The sequence below is a fragment of the Streptomyces poriferorum genome (genome assembly GCF_019399235.1).
GTDB classification, from domain to species: domain Bacteria; phylum Actinomycetota; class Actinomycetes; order Streptomycetales; family Streptomycetaceae; genus Streptomyces; species Streptomyces poriferorum.
Genome location: NZ_JAELVH010000087.1, coordinates 1 through 22962, shown reverse-complemented (window position 1 = coordinate 22962; position 22962 = coordinate 1). Strand labels below are relative to the sequence as shown.

General features: G+C 71.1%; 17 protein-coding genes and 1 pseudogene. 10 read left to right on the top strand and 8 right to left on the bottom strand.

Annotation, left to right across the window (positions count from 1 at the left end; translation table 11 throughout):
* On the bottom strand, window positions 1-1667 hold a 1667-nt coding region (locus JGS39_RS17185), incomplete at its 3' end, for an FdhF/YdeP family oxidoreductase (RefSeq protein ID WP_219570006.1).
* A gap of 166 nt (window positions 1668-1833) precedes the next feature.
* Between JGS39_RS17185 and polA the strand changes: the two genes are divergently transcribed.
* Window positions 1834-4545 carry a DNA polymerase I gene (polA, locus tag JGS39_RS17180; RefSeq protein ID WP_219570005.1) on the top strand — a complete coding sequence of 904 codons (2712 nt, stop codon included), beginning with the start codon at window positions 1834-1836 and terminating at the stop codon, window positions 4543-4545.
* A gap of 27 nt (window positions 4546-4572) precedes the next feature.
* Here polA and JGS39_RS17175 read toward each other — a convergent pair whose 3' ends face one another.
* Window positions 4573-5442, bottom strand: coding sequence for a DUF4184 family protein (locus tag JGS39_RS17175; RefSeq protein ID WP_219570004.1), 870 nt, complete (start codon window positions 5440-5442; stop codon window positions 4573-4575).
* A gap of 186 nt (window positions 5443-5628) precedes the next feature.
* Here JGS39_RS17175 and JGS39_RS17170 point away from each other — a divergent pair, with 186 nt between their 5' ends.
* The 3 genes from JGS39_RS17170 to pgfA all read left to right on the top strand — a co-directional run bounded on the left by JGS39_RS17170 (window position 5629) and on the right by pgfA (window position 8669).
* A complete protein-coding gene (locus JGS39_RS17170; RefSeq protein ID WP_219570003.1) occupies window positions 5629-7344 on the top strand; it encodes a lytic transglycosylase domain-containing protein in 1716 nt (571 codons plus the stop codon).
* 152 nt (window positions 7345-7496) lie between these two features.
* A complete protein-coding gene (locus tag JGS39_RS17165) occupies window positions 7497-7634 on the top strand; it encodes an SPW_0924 family protein (protein ID WP_148015833.1) in 138 nt (45 codons plus the stop codon).
* 36 nt (window positions 7635-7670) lie between these two features.
* Window positions 7671-8669: a cell envelope lipid trafficking protein PgfA gene (pgfA, locus tag JGS39_RS17160; protein ID WP_219570002.1), complete on the top strand. Its 999-nt coding sequence runs from the start codon at window positions 7671-7673 to the stop codon at window positions 8667-8669.
* On the opposite strand, the gene hrpB is transcribed toward pgfA, so the two are convergent.
* Both hrpB and JGS39_RS17150 read right to left on the bottom strand, forming a co-directional pair.
* Window positions 8656-11157: an ATP-dependent helicase HrpB gene (gene hrpB / locus JGS39_RS17155; protein WP_219570001.1), complete on the bottom strand. Its 2502-nt coding sequence runs from the start codon at window positions 11155-11157 to the stop codon at window positions 8656-8658. The genes pgfA and hrpB overlap by 14 nt on opposite strands.
* A 199-nt stretch (window positions 11158-11356) precedes the next feature.
* Window positions 11357-12169, bottom strand: coding sequence for a class I SAM-dependent methyltransferase (locus tag JGS39_RS17150; RefSeq protein WP_219570000.1), 813 nt, complete (start codon window positions 12167-12169; stop codon window positions 11357-11359).
* Between the two features lie 400 nt (window positions 12170-12569).
* Between JGS39_RS17150 and rpsA the strand changes: the two genes are divergently transcribed.
* Window positions 12570-14084 carry a 30S ribosomal protein S1 gene (gene rpsA / locus JGS39_RS17145; protein WP_136330605.1) on the top strand — a complete coding sequence of 505 codons (1515 nt, stop codon included), beginning with the start codon at window positions 12570-12572 and terminating at the stop codon, window positions 14082-14084.
* Window positions 14085-14176: 92 nt separating this feature from the next.
* Here rpsA and JGS39_RS17140 read toward each other — a convergent pair whose 3' ends face one another.
* On the bottom strand, window positions 14177-15139 hold the full coding sequence (locus JGS39_RS17140) for a right-handed parallel beta-helix repeat-containing protein (protein WP_219569999.1): 963 nt from the start codon (window positions 15137-15139) through the stop codon (window positions 14177-14179).
* Between the two features lie 335 nt (window positions 15140-15474).
* Here JGS39_RS17140 and JGS39_RS17135 point away from each other — a divergent pair, with 335 nt between their 5' ends.
* The 4 genes from JGS39_RS17135 (at window position 15475) to JGS39_RS17120 (ending at window position 19316) form a co-directional block, all read left to right on the top strand.
* A complete protein-coding gene (locus tag JGS39_RS17135) occupies window positions 15475-16998 on the top strand; it encodes a flavin monoamine oxidase family protein (RefSeq protein WP_219570007.1) in 1524 nt (507 codons plus the stop codon).
* Between the two features lie 82 nt (window positions 16999-17080).
* Window positions 17081-18019 carry a PAC2 family protein gene (locus JGS39_RS17130; RefSeq protein WP_219569998.1) on the top strand — a complete coding sequence of 313 codons (939 nt, stop codon included), beginning with the start codon at window positions 17081-17083 and terminating at the stop codon, window positions 18017-18019.
* A gap of 66 nt (window positions 18020-18085) precedes the next feature.
* Window positions 18086-18688: a dephospho-CoA kinase gene (gene coaE, locus JGS39_RS17125; RefSeq protein ID WP_219569997.1), complete on the top strand. Its 603-nt coding sequence runs from the start codon at window positions 18086-18088 to the stop codon at window positions 18686-18688.
* A 259-nt stretch (window positions 18689-18947) separates the two neighbouring features.
* On the top strand, window positions 18948-19316 hold the full coding sequence (locus JGS39_RS17120) for a tetratricopeptide repeat protein (protein ID WP_219569996.1): 369 nt from the start codon (window positions 18948-18950) through the stop codon (window positions 19314-19316).
* 35 nt (window positions 19317-19351) lie between these two features.
* On the opposite strand, the gene JGS39_RS17115 is transcribed toward JGS39_RS17120, so the two are convergent.
* Complete coding sequence (locus JGS39_RS17115) at window positions 19352-19630, bottom strand: DUF6343 family protein (RefSeq protein WP_308120482.1); 279 nt, start codon at window positions 19628-19630, stop codon at window positions 19352-19354.
* Between the two features lie 78 nt (window positions 19631-19708).
* Between JGS39_RS17115 and JGS39_RS17110 the strand changes: the two genes are divergently transcribed.
* Window positions 19709-20827: an ADP-ribosylglycohydrolase family protein gene (locus tag JGS39_RS17110; protein ID WP_219569994.1), complete on the top strand. Its 1119-nt coding sequence runs from the start codon at window positions 19709-19711 to the stop codon at window positions 20825-20827.
* A 13-nt stretch (window positions 20828-20840) separates the two neighbouring features.
* On the opposite strand, the gene JGS39_RS17105 is transcribed toward JGS39_RS17110, so the two are convergent.
* On the bottom strand, window positions 20841-21917 hold the full coding sequence (locus JGS39_RS17105; RefSeq protein ID WP_219569993.1) for a tyrosine-protein phosphatase: 1077 nt from the start codon (window positions 21915-21917) through the stop codon (window positions 20841-20843).
* Window positions 21918-21964: 47 nt separating this feature from the next.
* Window positions 21965-22962, bottom strand: a pseudogene (locus tag JGS39_RS17100) (hypothetical protein); the annotation flags it as partial.

Genomic DNA, 22962 nt, shown 5'->3' with positions numbered 1-22962 from the left:
ATGATGGCGGGTTCGGAGAGCAGGTGGGGGCTCGCGGGGGTGAGGTTGCCGCGGGAGGCGTGCACCATGCTCATGGAGTCCTCGACGGTGACGAACTGCTTGCCGCCGGCCTGGACGTCCTTGTCGGTGCGGCCGAGGGTGGGCAGGATCAGGGCGCGGGTGCCGGTGACGGTGTGGGAGCGGTTGAGCTTGGTGGAGACGTGGACGGTGAGGCGTGCGGTGCGCATCGCGGCCTCGGTGACGTGGGTGTCGGGGGAGGCGGAGACGAAGTTGCCGCCCATGGCGAAGAAGACCTTGGCGTCGCCGTCGCGCAGGGCGCGGATGGAGCGGACGACGTCGTAGCCGTGGTGGCGCGGTGAGGTGATGGAGAATTCTTTGTCGAGGGCGTCGAGGAACGCGGTCGAGGGGCGCTCGAAGATGCCCATGGTGCGGTCGCCCTGGACGTTGGAGTGGCCTCGTACGGGGCAGACTCCGGCGCCGGGCCGGCCGATGTTGCCGCGCAGCAGGAGGAAGTTGACGACTTCGCGGATGGTCGGCACGGAGTGTTTGTGCTGGGTGAGGCCCATGGCCCAGCACACGATGGTGCGCTTGGACGCGAGGACCATGGCGAGGGCCTCTTCGATGGCGGAGCGTTCCAGGCCGGTCGCGGCGAGGGTCTGTTCCCAGTCGGCTTCCGCGGCCGCGGCGGCGAACTCCTCGTAGCCGTGGGTGTGTGCGGCCACGAAGGTCTCGTCGACGGCGCCCTCGGTCGCGAGGATCATCTTGTTGAGGAGCCGGAAGAGGGCCTGGTCGCCGCCGATGCGGATCTGGAGGAAGAGGTCGTTGAGGGCCGCGCCCTTGATCATGCCGAGCGGGGTCTGCGGGTTCTTGAAGCGTTCGAGTCCGGCCTCGGGGAGCGGGTTCACCGAAATGATCTTCGCTCCGGCGGACTTGGCCTTCTCCAGGGCGGAGAGCATCCGGGGGTGGTTGGTGCCGGGGTTCTGTCCGGCGACGATGATCAGGTCGGCGTGGTGGAGGTCTTCCAGGGAGACGGATCCCTTGCCGACGCCGATCGTCTCGGTGAGTGCCGAGCCGGAGGACTCGTGGCACATGTTGGAGCAGTCGGGCAGGTTGTTGGTGCCGAATTCGCGGGCGAACAGCTGGAGCAGGAACGCGGCCTCGTTGCTGGTGCGTCCGGAGGTGTAGAAGAGCGCTTCGTCGGGGGAGGCGAGTGCGCCGAGTTCCTCGGCGATGACGGCGAAGGCGCGTTCCCAGGTCACGGCCTCGTACCGGTCCGCGCCCTCGGCCAGATACATAGGTTGCGTGACGCGTCCCTGCTGGCCGAGCCAGTAGCCGCTGCGGGTGGCGAGGTCGGCGAGGGGGTGCGCGGCGAAGAAGTCCGGGGTGACGCGGCGCAGGGTGGCTTCCTCGGCGACGGCTTTGGCGCCGTTCTCGCAGAATTCGGCGGTGTGCCGCTTGTCGCCTTCGGGCCAGGCGCAGCCGGGGCAGTCGAAGCCGTCCTTCTGGTTGACCTTGAGGAGGGTCTGCGCGGTGCGGCGGACGCCCATCTGCTGCTGGGCGATGCGCAGGCTGTGGGCGACGGCGGGAAGCCCGGCGGCGGCGTGCGGGGCCGGTTCGACCCGGGGTGCGTCCTGGACGGGGTCTCCTGCGGGCGGCTTGGTGGCCATCGTGCTCCCCTTCGGGCCTGCTGCGGGCCTGCGTGGTCCGCGGTGCGTGTTTCCTTCTCCTTCGATCCTGGCACGCGGTGCGGGCGGGCCGCCCGGTGAGTGGCCGCCCGGTGGTGGTGGGCGGTGGCCGGTCCGGATTGTCAGTGGTACGTGGCAGGATCGGGGTGTGGCTGAGACGGCATCGAAGAAGACGGCAGACAACCGACCGCGCCTGCTCCTGATGGACGGGCACTCCCTGGCGTACCGGGCGTTCTTTGCGCTGCCTGCGGAGAATTTCACGACGGGGGCGGGGCAGCCGACGAACGCGGTGTACGGCTTCGCGTCGATGCTCGCGAACACGTTGCGTGACGAGGCGCCGACGCATTTCGCGGTGGCGTTCGACGTGTCGCGCAAGACGTGGCGCTCGCAGGAGTTCCCCGAGTACAAGGCGAACCGTTCGAAGACGCCGGACGAGTTCAAGGGTCAGGTCGAGCTGATCGGTGAGCTGCTGGACGCGATGCACGCGGACCGTTTCGCGGTCGACGGCTTCGAGGCGGACGATGTCATCGCGACGCTGGCCACGCAGGCGGAGGCGGCCGGGTTCGAGGTGCTGATCGTCACCGGTGACCGGGACTCCTTCCAGCTGATCACGGACAACGTGACGGTGCTGTACCCGACCAAGGGTGTGTCGGAGCTGACGCGGTTCACCCCGGAGAAGGTCGAGGAGAAGTACGGGCTCACCCCGCAGCAGTACCCGGACTTCGCGGCGCTGCGCGGTGACCCGTCGGACAACCTTCCGGGTATTCCGGGGGTGGGTGAGAAGACGGCCGCGAAGTGGATCAACCAGTTCGGTTCGTTCGACGAGCTGGTGGCGCGGGCCGAGGAGGTCAAGGGGAAGGCCGGGCAGAATTTCCGCGACCACCTGGACGCGGTGCGGCTGAACCGGCGGCTGACCGAGATGGTCCGTGATGTGGAGCTGCCGAAGACCCCGTCCGATCTGGAGCGTGCTCCGTACGACCGCACGGCGGTCACCGGGGTGCTCGATGTGCTGGAGATCCGTAACCCGAGCCTGCGTGAGCGGCTGCTGGCGGTGGACCCGGGCAAGGCCGAGGACGAGGCTCCGGCACCGGCCGCGGGCGTCGAGCTGGACGGTTCGGTGCTGGGTGCGGGCGAGCTCGCTCCGTGGCTGGCCGAGCACGGCGCGCAGCCGCTCGGTGTCGCCACGGTCGACACCTGGGCGCTCGGCAGTGGCACGGTCACGGAGATCGCGCTCGCCGCGGCGGGCGGGGCGGCGGCCTGGTTCGACCCGGCGCTGCTCGACGTGGCCGACGAGCAGGCGTTCGCGGCGTGGATCGCGGACGCGGACCGGCCGAAGGTCATGCACAACGCGAAGAGCGTGATGCGGGTCTTCCCGGAGCACGGCTGGCGGACCGAGGGCGTCTCGATGGACACGGCGCTCGCCGCGTACCTGGTCAAGCCGGGCCGTCGCTCGTTCGCGCTGGACGCGCTGGCGGTGGAGTACCTGGGCCGTGAGCTCGCTCCGGCGGCGTCGTCCGACGGCCAGCTGGCGTTCGGTGCGGACGACCAGGCCGAGGCGGACGCGCTGATGACGCAGGCCCGTGCGGTCCTCGACCTCGGTGACGCGTTCACGGCGCGGCTGAAGGAGGTCGGTGCGGCCGAGCTGCTTCATGACATGGAGCTGCCGACGTCGATCCTGCTGGCCCGTCTGGAGCGGCACGGCATCGCGGCGGACCGGGCCCATCTGGAGGGCATGGAGCAGCAGTTCGCGGGCGCCGTGCAGCAGGCGGTGAAGGAGGCGCACGCGGCGGTGGGCCGTGAGTTCAACCTCGGTTCGCCCAAGCAGCTCCAGGAGGTCCTCTTCGGTGAGCTGGGTCTGCCGAAGACGAAGAAGACGAAGACCGGATTCACGACGGACGCGGACGCGCTGGCGTGGCTGGCCGCGCAGACCGAGCACGAGCTGCCGGTCATCATGCTGCGCCACCGCGAGCAGGCGAAGCTGCGGGTGACGGTCGAGGGCCTGGTGAAGACGATCGCGGCGGACGGCCGTATTCACACCACGTTCAACCAGACCGTGGCGGCGACCGGCCGGCTGTCCTCCACGGATCCCAATCTGCAGAACATCCCCGTCCGGACGGACGAGGGCCGGGCCATCCGTCGCGGCTTCGTCGTCGGCGAGGGCTTCGAGACGCTGATGACGGCGGACTACAGCCAGATCGAGCTGCGCGTGATGGCCCACCTCTCCGAGGACGCGGGCCTGATCGAGGCGTTCACGTCCGGTGAGGACCTTCACACGACGGTCGCCTCGCAGGTCTTCGGCGTCGACAAGTCCGCGGTCGACCCGGAGATGCGCCGCAAGATCAAGGCCATGAGTTACGGGCTGGCGTACGGGCTGTCCGCGTTCGGTCTCTCCCAGCAGCTGAACATCGAGGCGGGCGAGGCCCGGGGCCTGATGGACACCTACTTCGAGCGGTTCGGCGGAGTCCGGGACTACCTGCACCGGGTGGTGGAGGAGGCCAGGGCCACCGGGTACACGGAGACGGTCTTCGGCCGCCGCCGCTACCTGCCGGACCTCAACAGCGACAACCGCCAGCGCCGCGAGACGGCCGAGCGGATGGCACTCAACGCACCGATCCAGGGCACGGCCGCGGACATCGTCAAGGTCGCCATGCTCCACGTGGACCGGGCGCTGACCGAGGCGAAGCTGACGTCACGGATGCTGCTCCAGGTCCATGACGAAATCGTGCTGGAGATCGCCGGGGGAGAGCGCGAGCAGGTGGAGAAGATCCTGCGCCACGAGATGGCGACGGCGGTGCGACTGCGGGCGCCGCTGGACGTGTCGGTCGGCGTCGGCACCGACTGGGAGTCCGCCGCACACTGACGCGGGCCGCCCCGGGGCGGGGCGCTCTCAGTCGCCGGTCCGGCTCGTGTCCCGGGCCGGGCCGGCGACAGGGTGCACCGGGGGGCCGGTGGCCCGGACCCTCAGCCGCATCCACACGCCGTACAGCACGAGCCCGACGGCGAGCCCGGCGCCCGCGCCGAAGCAGGCGGTCGGAATGATGTCGAGCGGTGTGTCGACGTGCCCGAAGTACGCGTACCAGCGCGCGCAGCGGTGCACGATGCCCAGCAGTACGCACAATCCAACGAACGCCGCTGCCCACGCCCGTGCCCGGTGGTCCAGGACGGGTACGGATGCCGGCGCCGGGCGGGCCCCGGTCCGGCGCAGCCCCGACACGGTGAACCACGCCAGGACCGTCAGGGCCAGGGCCGAACTGCCGTACTGCACCAGCTGGAAGACCGGGTAGCCGCCCGCGTCCTGCCCGAGCGCGGGTACCAGCCGCACGCCCCACCGGTCGTGGTGGGTGAAGGCGTCCCAGACGACATGGGTGGCGGCTCCGACGACGGCCGACACGACGAACCACGCACCGTCCCGCAGGCCCCGCGGCCCTCGTCCGGACGGGCGCCGGGCCCCGCGGACCCAGGTGTGCACGCGTCCCTGCCAGGGAGTGGGCAGCAGCGCCACGAGGGGTTCGCGCAGCAGCAGCCACAGCGCCACGGTCGCCGCGGTGATCAGGACGTCCACCGTGAGAACACCCCACCACGCGTGGGTGACCTGCCCGAACTCCATGGCGCCCGGGATCGCCGTGTCCGCGTAGTACGTCATGTCGGGGGCGAAGGAACCGGCGACGAGTGCCGAGGTCAGGAGCGGTCCGCGACCTGTTCCGTTGCGGCGGATCCCGGGGAGGACGGCTGCGGCGTGGCTGAGCGTGAACGGCATGGGGGAAGTATGCGCGAGCAGCCGGCACGGGCTTTTCACCGACTGGACAACTTGCGGACCCGAACGTGAGAAACCGGTAAGAAGCGGCCGGGCCGCTGTGTTCGGGCGCCACAAGTTGCCGTAGGGTCGCCTGAGTCCAGGCGCAGGGGAGCGCGGACAGCCGACGAGGGGGAGGGCCCAGACGTTATGGCAGCGCAATTCGGTCGCCGACTGCGCAGAGGGGCGACCACGGCTGCCGTGGCCGCTGCCGCTGTGGCAGCGCTTTCCGCCTCGCAGGCCCCCGGTTCGCCCCTGGTGGCGTCCGACGGGGACCAGCCGGCCGCCGGTGCGGCGGGTTCGACGCCCTCGGGTGACGGTGCCGCGTCCGGCAACTCGCCCTACTTCACCGATCTGCCGCCGCTGAATACGCCCAACAAGCCTGGCACCTCCGTCAATCTGCCCGTGACGGGCAGTGCCGAATCGGGCATACCGGCGTCGATCCTGGCGGCGTACAAGAAGGCCCAGCAGACCGTCGCGGGTACGGACGCCGCCTGCCGGCTGCCGTGGCAGCTGCTCGCCGCGATCGGCAAGGTCGAGTCGGGCCAGGCCCGCGGCGGCCGTGTCGACGCGCAGGGCACCACGCTCTCCCCGATCCTCGGCCCGGCCCTCAACGGCCAGGGCTTCGCCCTGATCAAGGACACCGACAACGGTGCCTACGACGGGGACTCCACGCACGACCGGGCGGTCGGCCCGATGCAGTTCATCCCGTCCACCTGGGCGACCTGGGGTCAGGACGGCAACGCCGACGGCCGCAAGGACCCCAACAACATCTACGACGCGGCGCTGGCCGCCGGGCGTTACCTCTGCGCCGGCTCGCGCGATCTGGCGCTCGCCGCCGACCTGGACCGGGCGGTCCTGAGCTACAACCACTCCGACGAGTACCTGCGTACCGTCCGTACCTGGTTCGAGTACTACAACCGCGGCACGCACGAGGTGCCGGACGGCACCGGCGTCCTGCCGGTCGAGTCCAGTACCGGAACGCACCCGGGCACCGGCTCCGGCACCCATGGCAGCAGCCCGTCCTCCTCACCGTCCTCCTCCCCGTCGTCCTCGCCTTCCGGTTCGCCGTCGCCCACCCCGACGCCCAAGCCGCCGTCGAAGCCGAGCCCGACGCCCTCGGACCCGGGAGGGCCGGGCACGCCCACGACGCCGACCCCGACCCCCGAGCCCACGCCGACCCCGGCCCTGGCCACCGTGCAGAACGCGGGCACCGGCGAGCTGTCGGCCACGGCGGGCGACGCCTTCGCCGAGCGGATCAAGGTCCTGGCGAAGAGCAACTTCGGCAAGCCGCTCGCCAAGGTGTCCGTGACCTTCACCGTCGCCGGTGACACGGACGCCGCGTTCGACGGCGGGAAGAAGACCGTCAGCGTGGCCACCGGGACCGACGGCACGGCCACCGCACCGGTGCTGAAGGCGGGCGAGAAGACGGGTGCGTTCACCGTCCGCGCGACGGCCGCCGGCACCTCGCTGCCCGCCGTCACGTACACGGCGACCGTCACCGCGCGGCAGGCCGACGCCATCGCCAGGACGGGCACCGCGGAGCTGACCGCCGTGGCGGGCCAGACGTTCGCCGACGTCACGGCCAAGGCCACGTACAAGGGCGCTGCCGCCGACCGCGTCGCCGTCACCGCCACCATGATCACCGACGACGAGAAGCCGGTCGAGAACGACAAGGGCCCGTACTTCACGGACGACGACGGGAACCCGGTCCGCACCTTCGCGTTCACCACGGACGCCGAAGGCACGCTCACCCTGCCGAAGATCTACGCCGACGGCGCCGCGGGCACGTACAAGCTGCGCCTGACCACCGAGGGCGGCGCCACCGTCGTCATCGAGCTCACGGTCGAGGCCCCCGCCGCCTGACCCGCGCACGCCCGGGCCCATCACGCCCCGGAACAGCCCCTTGGCCGGCACCCGGCCAAGGGGCTGTTCTACGTGTTCTCATCTCGCGTCCCGGTTGCTACGGTGCCCCAGCCCTGACGACCCATCAGTTCTGAGCTCCCGGGAGGCCGAGCATGCGCGCCCTCATTGCCGCAGCCATCGGACTGGCCGCAGCCCTCGCCCTCGTACTCACCATCAGTGCGATCGGCGCACCGCCCGGCGAGACCTCGCCCAAACCCCTGCTGACCACGGTCCCGGGTCCGAAGAACTAGCCGTCCGCACCACGGAATGCAGAGGGAGGACACCCCATGCGCCGCCGAGCCAGCCTCGTACTCCTGGCCTTCGCCGTCTTCTTCGCCGCGCTGTCACCGCTGTTGCGCTGGTACGCCTTCCCGCGGCTCGCGAAGATCCCGCCGAACCAGTACCAGGAGACCGTGCTGGAGGCGAAGCCCGCGACCCTCCTCAACTACAGCACGCTCAAGGCCGAGAAGGTCGACAAGATCACCATCGTGCAGACCCTCAAGGGCAACGTGGAGGAGTCCGAGAAGATCGAGCGCAGCGCAGGCCGCGACGTCGTCGTGTGGGACGCCCTGTCCTATGTGCAGGGACCCGACGGCAAGATGGTCTCCAAGATCCCCGAGCGCTACATCTTCGACGCGCACAGCCAGGACCCGGTCCACGCCACGGGCGAATCGGTCGACGGCGACGCGGTGAGCCGCGAGGGCATCGAGTTCAAGTGGCCCTTCCTCACCGAGAAGCGCGACTACGAGTACTTCGACGCCCAGACCCGCACCAGCTCGCCCATCCACTACAAGGGCACGCAGAACTTCCGCGGCATGGAGGTCTACTACTTCGAGCAGACCGTCCCGTGGACCAAGGTCCCGATGCCGAAGACCATGCCGATCGCCATCACCCCGGAGCAGATCGCCGAGACCGGCATCACCCGCTGGTACACCACCAAGCGGATGTTCTGGGTCGACCCCGTCACCGGGGCGCCGGTGAACGGCGAGGAGATCCACAAGGAGGAGCTGCGGAACGCGAAGGCGTTGGGCATGTCCGAGGACACCGTCACCGTGTTCGCCGGGCACGTGAAGATGCGCGAGGACTACATCGTCTCGATCGTCGACCTGGTCAAGTCCCAGCGGCTGCTCGTCCTGCTGCTGACCTCGTACCTGCCCTGGGGCTTCCTCGTCCTGGGTGCCGGGCTGCTGGCCCTGTCGCTGTGGCTGGAGGCCCGCTCGCGGCGGCCGGGCGAGGCGGAGACGGTCAGGCGGAAGGAACCGGAACCCGCTCCTACTCCCGCCTGAGCCGCGCCTTCGTGAACCGGGTCGCCTCGACCGTCGTCGGGTCCTCCGGCCACGGATGCCTGGGGTAGCGGCCGCGCAGCTCCGCCCGCACCGCCTTGTAGCCCTCCCGCCAGAACGACGCCAGATCCGCCGTCACCGCCGCCGGGCGCCCCGCGGGCGAGAGCAGGTGCACCAGCACCGGTACACCCGCCACCCGCGGGGTCTCCTGGAGACCGAACAGCTCCTGGAGCTTCACCGCGAGCACGGGCTGGGCACCCCCGTACTCCACCCTGATCCGTGAACCGCTCGGCACCTCGATCCGCTCCGGGGCCAGCTCGTCCAGCCGGGCCGCCTCCCCGGTCGCCCACGGCAGCAGCCTGCGCAGCGCCTGCCCCGCATCGATCCCGGCCAGGTCCGAACGGCGCCGGGCCCGCGACAGTTCGGGCTCCAGCCACTGCTCGGTACGGCCGAGCAGCGCCTCGTCCGACACCTCCGGCCAGGGCCCGCCCAGCTCGCGGTGGAGGAAGGCCAGCCGCTCCCGCAACTGCTCCGCGTCACGGCTCCAGCGCAGCAGCCCGAGGCCCTCGCGCCGCAGCCCCTCCACCAGGGCCTCCCGCACCAGCGCGGGATCCGGCCGCTTCAGCGGGCGCGCCGACAGTTCGACGGCGCCCAGGCGCTCCACCCGGCGGGCCACCACGTCCCGGCCGTCCCAGCGGACCTCCTCGCCCGCGAACCGCAGATGCCCGGCCGCCGTACGGGCCGTGTCCTCGTCGATGACCGCGGCGAGCCGGACCTGTGCCGACGCCGCGTGCGCGGGACGGTCCGCGACCGCGACCGCAAGCCACGGCGCGCTGCGCAGCCGGGAGCCGTCCCGTAGTTCCGCGCCCGTGCCGGACGCCATCAGGAACGCCCCCTCGCCCCGGGCCCGCGCCACCCGCTCGGGGAAGGCCAGGGCGGCCACCAGACCCACGGCAGCGTCGTCCGTACCGGCCCCGCCGGCCGCGCCGCCCTTGAAGGAGGAGGACAGCCGCCGCACTTCCTGCCGCCAGCGGGCGGCGTACCCATCCTTGCCCAGTCGTGCGGTACGCAACGCGGCGGCCAGGTCGTCCCCGTAATCGCGCGGCGGCTCCTCGCCGATCAGCGCCACGACCTCCGCGGCCCGTCGCCCGCCGACCTCGGCCGCCCCGTCCAGCAGCGCCCTGGCCAGCCGTGGATGCAGTCCGAGGCGGGACATCCGCACACCCCGGTCGGTCACCCGCCCGTCGGCGTCCACCGCGCCGACCGCCGTCAGCACCTCGCGGGCCGCGCCCATCGCCCCGGCCGGCGGCGGGTCCAGCAGCGCGAGTCCCGCCGCGTCCGGATCGCCCCAGCACGCCGCCTGGAGGGCGAACGCGGCCAGATCGGCCACCTTGATCTCGGGGGAGGGGAACCGGGCGAGCCGCCCGTCCTCCGCCTGCTCCCAGCAGCGGTAGACCGTCCCGGGGGCCTCCCGCCCGGCCCGGCCCGCCCGCTGGCGGCCCGCCGCCTGCGAGGCCCGTACCGTCGTCAGCGCGCTCAGCCCTCGGGCGTGATCGGTGCGCGGCTCCCGGGCCAGCCCCGAGTCGACGACGGTCCGCACCCCCGGAACGGTCAGCGACGACTCCGCCACCGACGTCGCCAGCACCACCCGCCGCCCGTCGGACGAACCCGCCAGCACCGCGTCCTGCACCGCGGCCGGAGCCCGCCCGTGCACCTGGAGTACCTCCGCGGCCACCCCGGACAGCTGCGAAGCCACCCGGCCGATCTCGCCGACACCGGGCAGGAAGCACAGCACGTCGCCCTCACGCTCGGCCAGCGCCCGGCGCACCACGGAGGCGACATGGGTCAGCAGCGCCGGATCGACCCGCATCCCGTGCGGCGGCCGCACCGGACGGACGGGCGGGGCCCACACCACCTCCACCGGGTGCGAGACGCCCTGTGCCTCGATCACCGGGGCGTCGCCGAGCAGCCGGGCCCAGCCCTCGGCGTCGGTGGTCGCGGACGCGGCGACCAGACGCAGGTCGGGGCGGATCGCCTCCCGCACGTCGAGCAGGAACGCGGCCACCGTGTCCGCGTCCAGATGGCGCTCGTGGCACTCGTCGATGATCACTGCGTCGACGCCGGCGAGTTCCTGGTCGCGCTGGAGCCGCTGGAGCAGCACCCCGGTGGTCACGACCTCGACCACGGTGTCCGGGCCCACCACCCGCTCCCCGCGCACGGTGAAGCCGACCCGTTCGCCGGGGCGCTCGCCGAGCAGCCACGCCATGCGCCGGGCCGCGGCCCGGGCGGCGATGCGCCGCGGCTCGGCGACCACGACCCGGCGCACCGGACCGTCGCCGGTCAGACCGGCCAGGACCAGGGGGACGAGGGTCGTCTTGCCGGTGCCGGGCGGTGCGCACAGCACCGCGACCCCGCGGTCGTCGAGCGCCTGCCGCAGCGCGGGCACGGCGGTGCGGACGGGCAGCTGGTCCAGGGCGTCGGTACGGATCACGTCCCCAGTCTCGTACGACGGGGCGCCGCCTTCCGCACCGGCAGGTGTCTCGGTCCCGCCCGGGGGTCGGAACCGTGGTTCCGGTGCTCGGTCCTGCGCGGGCCGGAACCACGGTCCAAGTACTCGGTCCTGCACGCGCGCCGGAACCACGGCCCCGGTGCTCAGCCCTGCCCGTAGGCCGGAACCGTGGTTCCAGCGCTCAGTCCCGTACGCAGACGAAGATCGCGGTCCCCGGGATCAGGTTGCCGCGCAGTGGCGACCAGCCGCCCCACTCCTGGTTGTTCCACGTGGGCCACTCCGGCTCGACCAGGTCGGCCAGGCGGAAGCCGCCCGCCACCACGTCCCGCACCCGGTCGCCGAGCGTGCGGTGGTGCTCCACGTACACCGCCTCGCCCCGCTCGTCCTGCTCGACGTAGGGGGTGCGGTCGAAGTAGGAGGCGGCGACGGACAGGCCCTCGGGGCCCGGCTCGTCCGGGAACGCCCAGCGGACCGGATGCGTGACGGAGAAGACCCAGCGGCCGCCGGGGCGCAGTACCCGGTGGACCTCGCGGAACACCTGGACGGGGTCGGCGACGAACGGCACCGCGCCGTAGGCGGAGCAGGCCAGGTCGAAGGAGCCGTCCCGGAAGGGCAGCACACCGGCGTCCGCCTCGACCAGGGGGATGCCCTGGCCGATCCGCAGCGCGTGCTGGAGCTGGCGGTGGGAGAGGTCGAGGGCGACCGGCCGGGCGCCCTGTCCGGCCAGCCAGCGCGAACACTGTGCGGCGCCCGCGCCGATCTCCAGGACGTCCAGGCCTTTCAGCGATTCCGCGGGACCCAGCAGGCCGGCCTCGGCCTCGTCCAGGCCCTCCGGGCCCCAGACGAAGCGGTCGTCGCCGAGGAAGCCGCCGTGGTCGTTCTGGTACTCGTCCGCGTTGCGGTCCCACCAGCCTCGGCTGGCCCGGCTGCTCTCTGCTTCGCCGGCGGTGCGGCGTGTCGCCTCGGGTTCGGCCGCGTAGATCTCTTGGCTCATCGTGTCCGTCGCTGTAGTTTGCCTTCACCCCGTGGTGCGCGGTACGTACCAGGGGGGACCTGTGAGCACGGAACCCGCGTGTCCGGCACATCTACGGGGCCGATGTGGCCTCGGTGAACCTGAGTTGTGCCGGGTATGAGCCGTTCCGCCCTTGGTGTGCGCCTTCGCGCATTGACCGTGCCCTGCTGCCCCCGTATGCTACAAGTTGCGCTGCGAGCCTGCGCGCCTCAGACCTAGCAGGCCGCGCTCGCATCTGTATGTATGTCCCCTCGGTTCACGAGAGGCGCCTCCCGGTTCACGGGTCGGCGCTTCCCAGGCTGTCCGGCTTCTGCAGAGGCGATACGGGCTCACGGCGTAGCAGTAACTTCGACTCACTGTCCGTACCGGAGCCCTTTCCCACATGACGAGCAGCACCGAGACCACCGCCACCACTCCGCAGGTTGCGGTCAACGACATCGGCGACGCGGACGCGTTCCTCGCGGCGATCGACGAGACGATCAAGTACTTCAACGACGGCGACATCGTTGACGGTGTCATCGTCAAGGTTGACCGCGACGAGGTTCTCCTCGACATCGGTTACAAGACCGAAGGTGTCATCCCGAGCCGCGAGCTCTCGATCAAGCACGACGTCGACCCGAACGAGGTCGTCAAGGTCGGCGACGAGATCGAGGCCCTGGTTCTCCAGAAGGAGGACAAGGAAGGCCGCCTGATCCTCTCGAAGAAGCGCGCTCAGTACGAGCGTGCCTGGGGCACCATCGAGAAGATCAAGGAAGAAGACGGCATCGTCACCGGTACCGTCATCGAGGTCGTCAAGGGTGGTCTCATCCTCGACATCGGCCTCCGTGGCTTCCTCCCGGCGTCGCTCGTCGAGATGCGCCGCGTCCGCGACCTCCAGCCGTACGTGGGCAAGGAGCTCGAGGCCAAGATCATCGAGCTGGACAAGAACCGCAACAACGTGGTCCTGTCCCGCCGTGCCTGGCTCGAGCAGACCCAGTCCGAGGTTCGCCAGACGTTCCTCACGACCCTCCAGAAGGGTCAGGTCCGCTCCGGCGTCGTCTCCTCGATCGTCAACTTCGGTGCCTTCGTGGACCTGGGTGGCGTCGACGGTCTCGTGCACGTCTCCGAGCTGTCCTGGAAGCACATCGACCACCCCTCCGAGGTTGTCGAGGTCGGCCAGGAAGTCACCGTCGAGGTTCTCGACGTGGACATGGACCGCGAGCGCGTGTCCCTGTCGCTCAAGGCGACGCAGGAAGACCCGTGGCAGCAGTTCGCCCGCACGCACCAGATCGGGCAGGTTGTTCCCGGTAAGGTCACCAAGCTCGTTCCGTTCGGTGCGTTCGTGCGCGTCGACGAGGGCATCGAGGGCCTGGTCCACATCTCCGAGCTGGCCGAGCGCCACGTGGAGATCCCGGAGCAGGTCGTCCAGGTCAACGACGAGATCTTCGTCAAGGTCATCGACATCGACCTCGAGCGTCGTCGCATCAGCCTCTCGCTGAAGCAGGCCAACGAGTCCTTCGGTGGCGACCCGGCCTCGGTCGAGTTCGACCCGACGCTGTACGGCATGGCCGCGTCGTACGACGACCAGGGCAACTACATCTACCCCGAGGGCTTCGACCCCGAGACCAACGACTGGCTCGAGGGCTTCGAGGCTCAGCGCGAGGTCTGGGAGACCCAGTACGCCGAGGCGCAGCAGCGCTTCGAGCAGCACCAGGCCCAGGTCATCAAGTCCCGCGAGGCCGACGAGGCCGCTGCTGCCGAGGGCGCTGCCGCCCCGGCCGGCAGCGCTCCGGCTGCCTCGGGCGGCAGCGGTGGCGGCGGTTCGTACTCCTCGGAGTCCGCGGACAACTCCGGCGCCCTGGCGTCGGACGAGGCCCTGGCTGCCCTGCGCGAGAAGCTGGCGGGCGGCCAGAGCTGACGCTCTGACCTTCCGGCCGGCCATCGGCTGCAGTAGATGACGGTGAGGCCCGCTCCCTTCGGGGAGCGGGCCTCACTCGTTTCCGTGATCCGTTACGGGGTGACGGTGATGTTGGTCAGGCCGTTGCCGCCGGTCACGGTGTTGCTCGCGCGGACCGTCGTGGGGCAGCTCGCGCTGTAGTTCGTGACGTTGACCGCGAGCCGCTTGTCACCCGTCGAGCCGGACAGGTCCGACACGTTGTCCTTGAAGACGGTCCCGCAGCCCCAGCCGCTCTGCTGGGTGTGCGTCTCGTAGCCGTTGTTGGTCGTCCGGGAGCCGCGATTGCCCTCGACCAGGACGTCGTTGCCCTTCACGTCGACCCAGGAGTCGTCGTAGTTGGCGCCGGTCAGCCCGCTGCCGTCGAAGATGTTCCCGACGATGCGTGCACCCGTGGTGCCTTCCTTGATGTCGACGTTCTCGCCGCCGACGCCCGGCCCGATGGTGTTGTCCAGGATCTGTACCCGGTCGCTCCGGTCGGAGAGGTCGCCCGCCGTACCGACGTAGACGCCCTCACCCATGCCGCGGCCGTCGTGCCCGGTGTCGTAGATCCGGGAGTTCCGGATGATGCCGTCGCTGCTGGACCTGCGGAAGTGGACGCCCTCCATGTCGAGGTCGTGCACGGTCACCGAATCGATCACGACGCCGTTGGCGCCGTCGGCCATGATGCCCTTCTGGCCGCCCGTGACGGTGATGCCCTTCACCGTCCAGTACGAGGCGCCGTTGAGGTGCAGTCCGTAGCCGCCGCCGGCCGTGAGCACCGCCCCCGCCGACCCCGTCAGGGTGATGCGCGCGGAGGCCGTGCCGGGGACGAGGGCCTTGAAGTTGCCGGTGTACGTGCCGTCCGCGAGGTGGATCGTGTCGCCCGGACCGGCCGCGGTGAGCGCCGACTTGAGCTGAGCGGCGGTGCTCACCTCGATGACCGTCGCCGCCCCTGCCGTACCGGCCGAGGCGAGGGCGAACGTGCCGGTGGCGAGGGCGGTGACCAGCAGGGCGGGGAGAGGGGTGCGGGTGCGCATGGGGGTGCCTTCCCGTGAAAGGTTCAGGACGTCCTCGTACATGAATGTGGGGCGAGTGTCTGAACTTGCTGCCCAGTGACGCTAGGGATGGGGTGAGGGCGTGTCAAGGTCTGGACCATTGCTCGAAGGATTCCGGACACGGTGAACACAGGGAAACGTGTGGGATACACGAACAGCTGATGGCCCGTAACGCACCCTTGCCAGGATCCCGGCAACCTCAAGATCCGAAGGGGAGCCGGGACATGACGCATGCTTCGCACCACTCGCCCGCGACACCGGGCGCGAGCCGCCGCACCTTCCTCCGCAACGTCGGACTCTCCGGCGGGGCGGGCGCGATGTTCGCCACCATGGGGGCACTCGGCCTCGCCCCCACCGCCCAGGCAGCAAGCCGCGAACCCGCCTTCCGCGCCCCCAGCAGCGGCGACTTCCACCTGAAGGGGAAGGCCGCCGCCAAGGTCGTAGTCGTGGGCGGCGGCATCGCCGGCCTCGCCACCGCCTACGAGCTCGGCAAGGCGGGCTACGACTGTACGGTCCTGGAGGCCCGCGGCCGCACGGGCGGCCGCAACTTCACCGTACGCGGCGGTGATTCCACCACCGACATCCACGGCGTCAAGCAGACCGCACGGTTCTCCGACGGCCAGTACATGAACGCCGGTCCTGGCCGGATACCGCAGTGGATGGTCACCCTCGACTACTGCCGCGAACTCGGCGTACCCATCGAGGTGTTCACCAACGTGAACGCCAACGCCTACCTCTACAACGAGAAGGCGGGCATGAAAGCCCCGGTGCGCTACCGCACCGCCAAGGCCGATGTGTACGGCTACGTCGCCGAACTCCTCTCCAAAGCCACCGACAAGGGCGCGCTCGACCGGCAGATCACCGCCGACGACCAGGAGCGGCTGCTCGACTTCCTCAAGGACTTCGGCGACATCGGCGACACCCTCGACTACACCGGAAGCCCGCGGCGCGGCTACCGCGTCGACCCCGCCGCCGCCGGAACCCCCGGGGAGGAGCTCGGGTCCGTTCCCTCCGCGTCCGAAGTCTTCGCCAGCGGCGTCGGACGCTACTTCGCCTTCGAGTTCGAGTACGACCAGGCGATGCTGATGTTCCAGCCGGTCGGCGGCATGGACCGGATACCCGCCGCGCTCACCCGCGCGATAGGCGAGCGCAGGATCCGCGCCGGCGCGGCCGTCACGGAGATCACCGACACCGCCCACGGTGTCACCGTCACCTACACGCAGTCCGGCCGCACCCGCAGCATCGAGGCGGACTACTGCGTCGCAGCCCTGCCGCCCAACATCCTCGCCAAGACCGCCCACAACCTGGGCCCGGCCGTCCAGACCGCGCTCGAGGCCTGCAAGCCGTCCTCGGCCGGCAAGATCGGGCTCGAGTACCGGAACCGCTGGTGGGAGAGCGACCACCAGATCTACGGCGGCATCACCGAGACGGACATGGACCTGGCCCACATCTGGTACCCGTCCTACGGCCACCAGGGCCGCCGCGGCACCATCATCGGGTACTACAACACCGGCTCCAACGCGGACGCGTACGCCGCCCTGACCCCGCGAGAGCGGGAGGCGCGGGCCGTCGCGCAGGGCGTGAAGATCCACGGCGAGAAGTACCGTACGGAACTGGCCACCTCGTTCTCCCACCACTGGCGCCAGACCCCGTACCTGGAGGCCTCCTGGCACTCCCTGTCCGGCGGTCCCGACGCCCCGGTCTTCGCACCGCTCAACCGGGCGGCGGGGCGGGTCTACTTCGCCGGCGACTACCTGAGCTACGCCGACGCCTGGCAGCACGGAGCGTTTACTTCCGCTCGGAAGGCGGTCACGGCACTGCACACGCGGGTACTTGGGTAAACACCATGTGAAGGGGCACGGGCGGGAATGCCCGTGCCCTCCGGGACGTTCTTCTTCAGGAACACAAGGAGGAGCGGTAACCGTGCCTGATCCGCAGAGTTTGTACGAATGGGAGCCGAAGGGCCTGGCTGTCGTCGACATGGCGCTCGCCCAGGAGTCGGCCGGTCTGGTCATGCTCTACCACTTCGAGGGATACATCGACGCGGGTGAGACCGGTGAGCAGATCGTCGACGGGCTGCTCGAATCGCTGCCCCATCAGGTCGTGGCCCGTTTCGACCACGACCGCCTCGTCGACTACCGCGCACGGCGCCCGCTGCTGACGTTCAAGCGTGACCGCTGGTCGTCGTACGAGACCCCGACGCTGGACATCCGGGTCGTCCAGGACGCCACCGGTGCACCCTTCCTGCTGCTGTCCGGGCCCGAGCCCGACGTGGAGTGGGAGCGGTTCGCCGCCGCCGTCGAGCAGATCGTCGAGCGGCTCGGCGTCCGTCTCGCCGTCACCTTCCACGGCATCCCGATGGGTGTTCCGCACACCCGTCCGGTCGGCGTCACACCGCACGGCAACCGCACCGACCTCATGCCCGGCCACCGCAGCCCGTTCGACGAGGCGCAGGTGCCCGGTTCCGCCGCGGCCCTCGTCGAGTACCGGCTGATGGAGGCCGGGCACGACGTCCTCGGTGTCGCCGCACATGTGCCGCACTACGTCGCCCGCTCCGCCTACCCCGACGCCGCGCTCACCGCGCTGGAGTCGATCACGGCCGCGACCGGACTCGTGCTGCCGTCCGTCGCCCACTCCCTGCGCACCGAGGCGCACCGCACCCAGACGGAGATCGACCGCCAGATCGGCCAGGGCGACGAGGAGCTCGTCTCGCTGGTCGAGGGTCTGGAGCATCAGTACGACGCCGTCGCGGGTTCTGAGACCCGCGGCAACCTGGTCGCCGAGCCGGTCGACCTGCCCTCCGCCGATGAGATCGGTCTCGAATTCGAGAAGTTCCTCGCGGAGCGCGAGGGCGACAGCTGACGCCGGCCGGGCCCCTTGTCGGGCCTCTTTCAGCAGCGCCGGGCGGCGGGCACTAGGCTGCCGCCCATGCTGAAAGTGGGCCTGACCGGTGGTATCGGCGCCGGCAAGAGCGAAGTGTCCCGGATGCTCGCCGGATACGGAGCCGTCCTCATCGACGCCGACCGGATCGCCCGCGAGGTAGTCGAGCCCGGCACCCCCGGGCTCGACGCCGTCGTCAAGGAGTTCGGCACCGGCATCCTCACGCCCGAGGGGACACTGGACCGGCCCAAGCTCGGCTCGGTCGTCTTCTCCGACGGCGAGCGCCTCGCCGCCCTCAACGCGATCGTCCACCCGCTGGTCGGCGCCCGCTCCGCCGAGCTGGAACGTGCCGCGGGACCCGACTCCGTCGTCGTCCACGACGTGCCGCTGCTCACCGAGAACGGCCTCGCCCCGCTCTACGACCTGGTGATCGTGGTCGACGCGGCGCCGGAGACCCAGCTCGACCGCCTCGTACGCCTGCGCGGGATGACGGAGCAGGAGGCGCGCGCCAGGATGGCCGCACAGGCCACCCGGGAGCAGCGGCGTGCGGTGGCCGACCTGGTCATCGACAACGACGGACCGATCGAGGCCCTGGAACCACAGGTCCGGGAGGTCTGGGCCGAACTCACCCGGCGGTCGGCGGCCGGCTGATCGCGGGCCGGAACGCGTCGGCCGGATGTCCCGGGCCGGAACGCCGTTGGCCGGATGCCCGGGCCGGAACGCCGGCGGTCGGCTGATCCCGGGCCGCAATCACCGGCGGCCCGATGACCCCCGGGGCGGAACACCGGCGGCCGGGCAGACGTTCACCTGACGGTGGAGCCGACGTTCAACCGGCGGCGGAGGCAGACGTTCACCCGACAGTGGACGAGGCAGACGTTCACCTGACAGTGGACGAGGGAAGGATGTGACCGTGCCCGAGAGGAACCCCGAAACCCACGTCATCGACTTCCGCGCGGCCGAGCAACTGCTCGCGGCGCGCGACCCCCGTGGCGCGGTCCAGCTGCTCGACTCGGTGATCGCCTCCCACCCGGAGAACACCGCGGCCCGGCTCCTGCGCGCCCGCGCCTTCTTCGCGGCAGCCCAGCTGCGCCCCGCCGAGCTCGAGTTCGAGCTGGTCCTCGAACGGGAGCCGGACAACGCGTTCGCGCACTTCGCCCTCGCCCGCACCTTCGAACGCTCCGGCCACCCGGAGCGGGCCGGTCGCCACTTCCGGCTGGCGGCGGCACTCGACCCGAACCCGGAGTACCTGAAAGCCGCCCGCTTCGACGCGGAGGGCTGAGCGGCTCGACGCGGAGGCCTGAGCGGCTCCCGAGCTCAATGCCCGTACCGCCCCCGGCCCCCGTGATCGGGTTCGTACGGCGGGATGGAGCGGCCCGGCTGGTAGTGCGGGCCCCGGTGCAGGTGGTGGACGATCACTGCCAGATCCACCAGCACCAGCACCAGCAGCACCCCGCAGGCAGCCGCCCACCCCGGCCTGCCGGTCCAGGTGAACGCCGCCAGGCCGAAGACGGCCCAGGCCAGCCCCCATAGACTCAGCCAGAGCCGCATCCGCAGGGAACTGCGGGCAGTCGTCGGTTCACTACCGGTACGCATGGCGATCGCCTCTCCTACCAGCATGGACCCGCGACGGCGCGTGTGCGGCGTTCCGACGCAAGAGAGTGGGGGACGGCCGTGAACGGCACAGCATGGGGGGACGCCGCAGCCCGCAGGTCCCGGATCCGCGGGTGTCTGCTGGGCGGGGCGATCGGGGACGCACTGGGCAACCCGGTGGAGTTCCTGTCGCTCACCGGCATCCGCCGGGCGCACGGGGAGCAGGGGGTACGCGGCCTCACCGCGGACGAGGACGGGGTCGTCGGACGGGTCACGGACGACACGCAGATGACCCTCTTCACTGCCGAGGGGCTGATCAGGGCGCACTCCCGGGCCATGTCCAAGGGCATCGGCGGCGCGGAGACGGCGATCATCAAGCACGCGTATCTGCGCTGGCTGGACACCCAGAACCATCCCGCGCCGCCGCCCGGGGGCGGGGACGACATGGTCCGGACCGGATGGCTCAGGCAGCAGCCCTGGCTGTACGCACGCCGGGCCCCCGGCAACGCCTGCCTGACCGGGCTAGCCGCCGGGCACACACCCGACCCGAGGGGCCCGATCGGGAAGCCGGGTCCCGTCAACAGGGACTCCAAGGGCTGCGGCACGGTCATGCGCTCCGCACCCTTCGGCCTCACCGGGCAGCACCCTGCCCAGTGCTTCGAGCTCGCCGCCCGGTGCGCGCAGATCACCCACGGCCACCCCACCGGTGCCTACGCCGCCGGGGCGCTCGCGGCGATCGTCGCGTATCTGCTGGAGGGCGACTCCCTGCCGGGCTCCGTCCTGCGCGCCATGGACCTGCTGGCCCGCCACCGCGGGCACGAGGAGACGACCGCCGCCCTGCGCGGTGCCGTCGAGCTTGCCGCGCAGGGTGCGCCGAGCGCCGAGAAGGTGGAGTCGCTCGGCGCCGGCTGGGTGGCCGAGGAGGCACTGGCCATCGCCGTGTACTGCGCCTTGGTCCTGCCGAAGGCCGGCCAGGCCGGCGAGTCGCTGCTGCTCTCGGTCAACCACTCGGGCGACAGCGACTCCACCGGCGCGGTCTGCGGCAACCTGCTCGGCGCGCACCACGGCGACACCTGCCTTCCGCCGTCGTGGCTGGTGCGCACCGAGGGACGGGCCGTGATCGCCGAGGTGGCCGACGACCTGTCGCTGGAGTTCGCGCACGCCCCCGCGTGGCCGGAGGGCCGCTACCCGGGGTGCTGACCGGGCGGGCCGGTCAGCCGGTGAGCAGCTTGGCGCGCAGGGTCGCCACGGTCGCCGCGTCGAGCTTCAGCCCTTCGCGTACGTAGGTGTCGAAGTCGCCGTAGATCTGGTCGGCCTCGGCGAACGCCGCGCGCAGCCAGCTCAGTTCGACGGCCTCGGGGTCGCCGGTGTACTGGTTGCTGGCGAGGAAGTCCGCCTCGACCGTGGCCCGGTCCACGCCGAGCAGGGTGAGCAGGACGGCGGTGCCCCAGCCGGTGCGGTCCTTGCCGGCGCTGCAGTGGAAGACCGTGGCCCCGGAGTTGTTCGTGGCGACGGCGGTGACCAGGTCTCGGAACGCGTAGTCGGCGCCCACGAAGTTGACCATGAACGGGTAGCCGATGGACTGGCCCAGGTCGGAGGATCCGGAGAAGAGACCGGCGGCGATGGCCTCGGCCAGTGTCATCAGGGCCGAGTCGTGGAACCGGATGCCGTGGCTGAGCGAGACGACATCGGCCACCTGGTACCTGACCCCCGCGGGCAGCCGGTCCGGGTCGTCGTGGCGCTCCTGGGCGTTGCGCAGGTCCACGTCGAGGGTGAGGCGCTGGGAGACCAGCCGCTGCTGCTCGGCGTCGGTGAGGCTGTTCAGTTTGTTGGACCGGTAGACCAGGCCGGAGCGCACCCAGTGGCCGTCCGTGGTGCGGTAGCCGCCGATGTCACGGAAGTTGCGGGCGGAGGTCAGCCCCATGGAGCGGTCGGCGACGACCAGTGGGGTGCCGCCGTCCGGGACCAGGCGGAAGTACCAGCGCCCGGCCTCCGGGAGCGTCCCGGCCGGCACGGCCAGGGAACCGGTGCCCGGGGCCGTGCCGAGCGCGACGCCGGTGGTGGCGTCGGGGGAGGTGACGGCGGTGACGGCCACCGAGGCGGCCGGTGAGGTCCACGAGAGGGTGTGTCCGCCGTCGGCCGCGCGCACGGCGCCGGCCGAGGTGAACGGGACCGCGGACTGTGCGGTGGCCGTGGCGGCGGGCGGTGCGGCGAGCGCGGACGGGGCCAGTGCCGTTCCGGCGAGGAGGGCGGCCGCGACGGCGGCTCCGGCGATGCGGTGCGTACGCATGGTGCTCCTTGTCTGTTCCCCGGCTGTTCCCAGCGGGGCGGGGGGCGTCAGGAGGTGGGCGTGGCGGTGCACGGAGTGGTGCCGCAGACATTGATGACACGGCCGGCGGTCAGGAAGGTGGCCTTCTGCTGACGTGCGGCGGGCGAGTTGCGGGGATCCTCGTGCGGGTCGTGCCCGTACTCGGTTCCGGCGGGCGGGGTGTTGGTGAGCGGAGGCGTGGGGGTGCCGCTGTCCCAGACGGTCATGGCCGATCCCCGGTAAGGGAGTTGACCGGATCCGATGCGGCGGATGCCCCAGTACGGGACGGTGTCCGGGCTCCGGCCCGCGGTGAGCGCGGGGGACAGCAGGCGGGCACCGATGGTCCGCGCCTCGACGTCGGCCGCCGCGTTAGCGACCTGGTGGTCCCCGTAGGCGATGTGCATCAGCACCTGGTGGTGGTCGGTGAGGTGGTTCGCGTACGCGTTCGTCTCGCCGCGGTCCCACACCATCTGGAACAGCTGGAGGACGATCTGCTGGCGCAGCTTGTCCGGGTAGGCGGCGTCCAGGACCTGCTGGAACGGTGCGAAGTCGGCACTCCGGTTCAGCAGCAGCCCGTAGTTCATCGCGGTGACGCCCAGCACCCCGCGCCGGATGTCGTGCGAGGCGGCGACCAGGGTGCCGCCCAGGATGCCGCCCTGACTGTTGCCGTCGTACGCGAGGCCGTGCCGGGTGTCGACGAGCGGGCGGCCCTCAGCTGTACGGAACGCGGGGTCGGTGCCCAGCCCCTCGGTGTGTATCAGGGCGCGGCCGAGGAAGAGGGCGTTCAGCATGCCCTGTTCGCTGCGTTCGGGGACGGCCGGGAAGAGGTTCGGATCGGCGAGCGCGGCGAGGACGACGGGGATGTCCTCCTTGGCCATGCCGATCCAGTCCGTCGCGCAGAAGGTGAAGTTGTGTTCGGCGGCCATGTCCTTGACGTTGCCGGCGCCGACCTCGGAGCGGGAGCCGAGCAGCCCGTGTCCGTAGAGCGAGGGGTGGGAGGGGGTGCGGAAGGCGGAGCGGGGGATCT

Bases quoted from the DNA above. Each gene is read 5' to 3' on its own strand.
- JGS39_RS17175 (WP_219570004.1), bottom strand. From the start codon at position 5,442: ATGCCGTTCACGCTCAGCCACGCCGCAGCCGTCCTCCCCGGGATCCGC.
- JGS39_RS17170 (WP_219570003.1), top strand. From the start codon at position 5,629: ATGGCAGCGCAATTCGGTCGCCGACTGCGCAGAGGGGCGACCACGGCT.
- JGS39_RS17165 (WP_148015833.1), top strand. From the start codon at position 7,497: ATGCGCGCCCTCATTGCCGCAGCCATCGGACTGGCCGCAGCCCTCGCC.
- pgfA (WP_219570002.1), top strand. From the start codon at position 7,671: ATGCGCCGCCGAGCCAGCCTCGTACTCCTGGCCTTCGCCGTCTTCTTC.
- JGS39_RS17150 (WP_219570000.1), bottom strand. From the start codon at position 12,169: ATGAGCCAAGAGATCTACGCGGCCGAACCCGAGGCGACACGCCGCACC.
- rpsA (WP_136330605.1), top strand. From the start codon at position 12,570: ATGACGAGCAGCACCGAGACCACCGCCACCACTCCGCAGGTTGCGGTC.
- JGS39_RS17140 (WP_219569999.1), bottom strand. From the start codon at position 15,139: ATGCGCACCCGCACCCCTCTCCCCGCCCTGCTGGTCACCGCCCTCGCC.
- JGS39_RS17135 (WP_219570007.1), top strand. From the start codon at position 15,475: ATGTTCGCCACCATGGGGGCACTCGGCCTCGCCCCCACCGCCCAGGCA.
- coaE (WP_219569997.1), top strand. From the start codon at position 18,086: ATGCTGAAAGTGGGCCTGACCGGTGGTATCGGCGCCGGCAAGAGCGAA.
- JGS39_RS17115 (WP_308120482.1), bottom strand. From the start codon at position 19,630: ATGCGTACCGGTAGTGAACCGACGACTGCCCGCAGTTCCCTGCGGATG.
- JGS39_RS17105 (WP_219569993.1), bottom strand. From the start codon at position 21,917: ATGCGTACGCACCGCATCGCCGGAGCCGCCGTCGCGGCCGCCCTCCTC.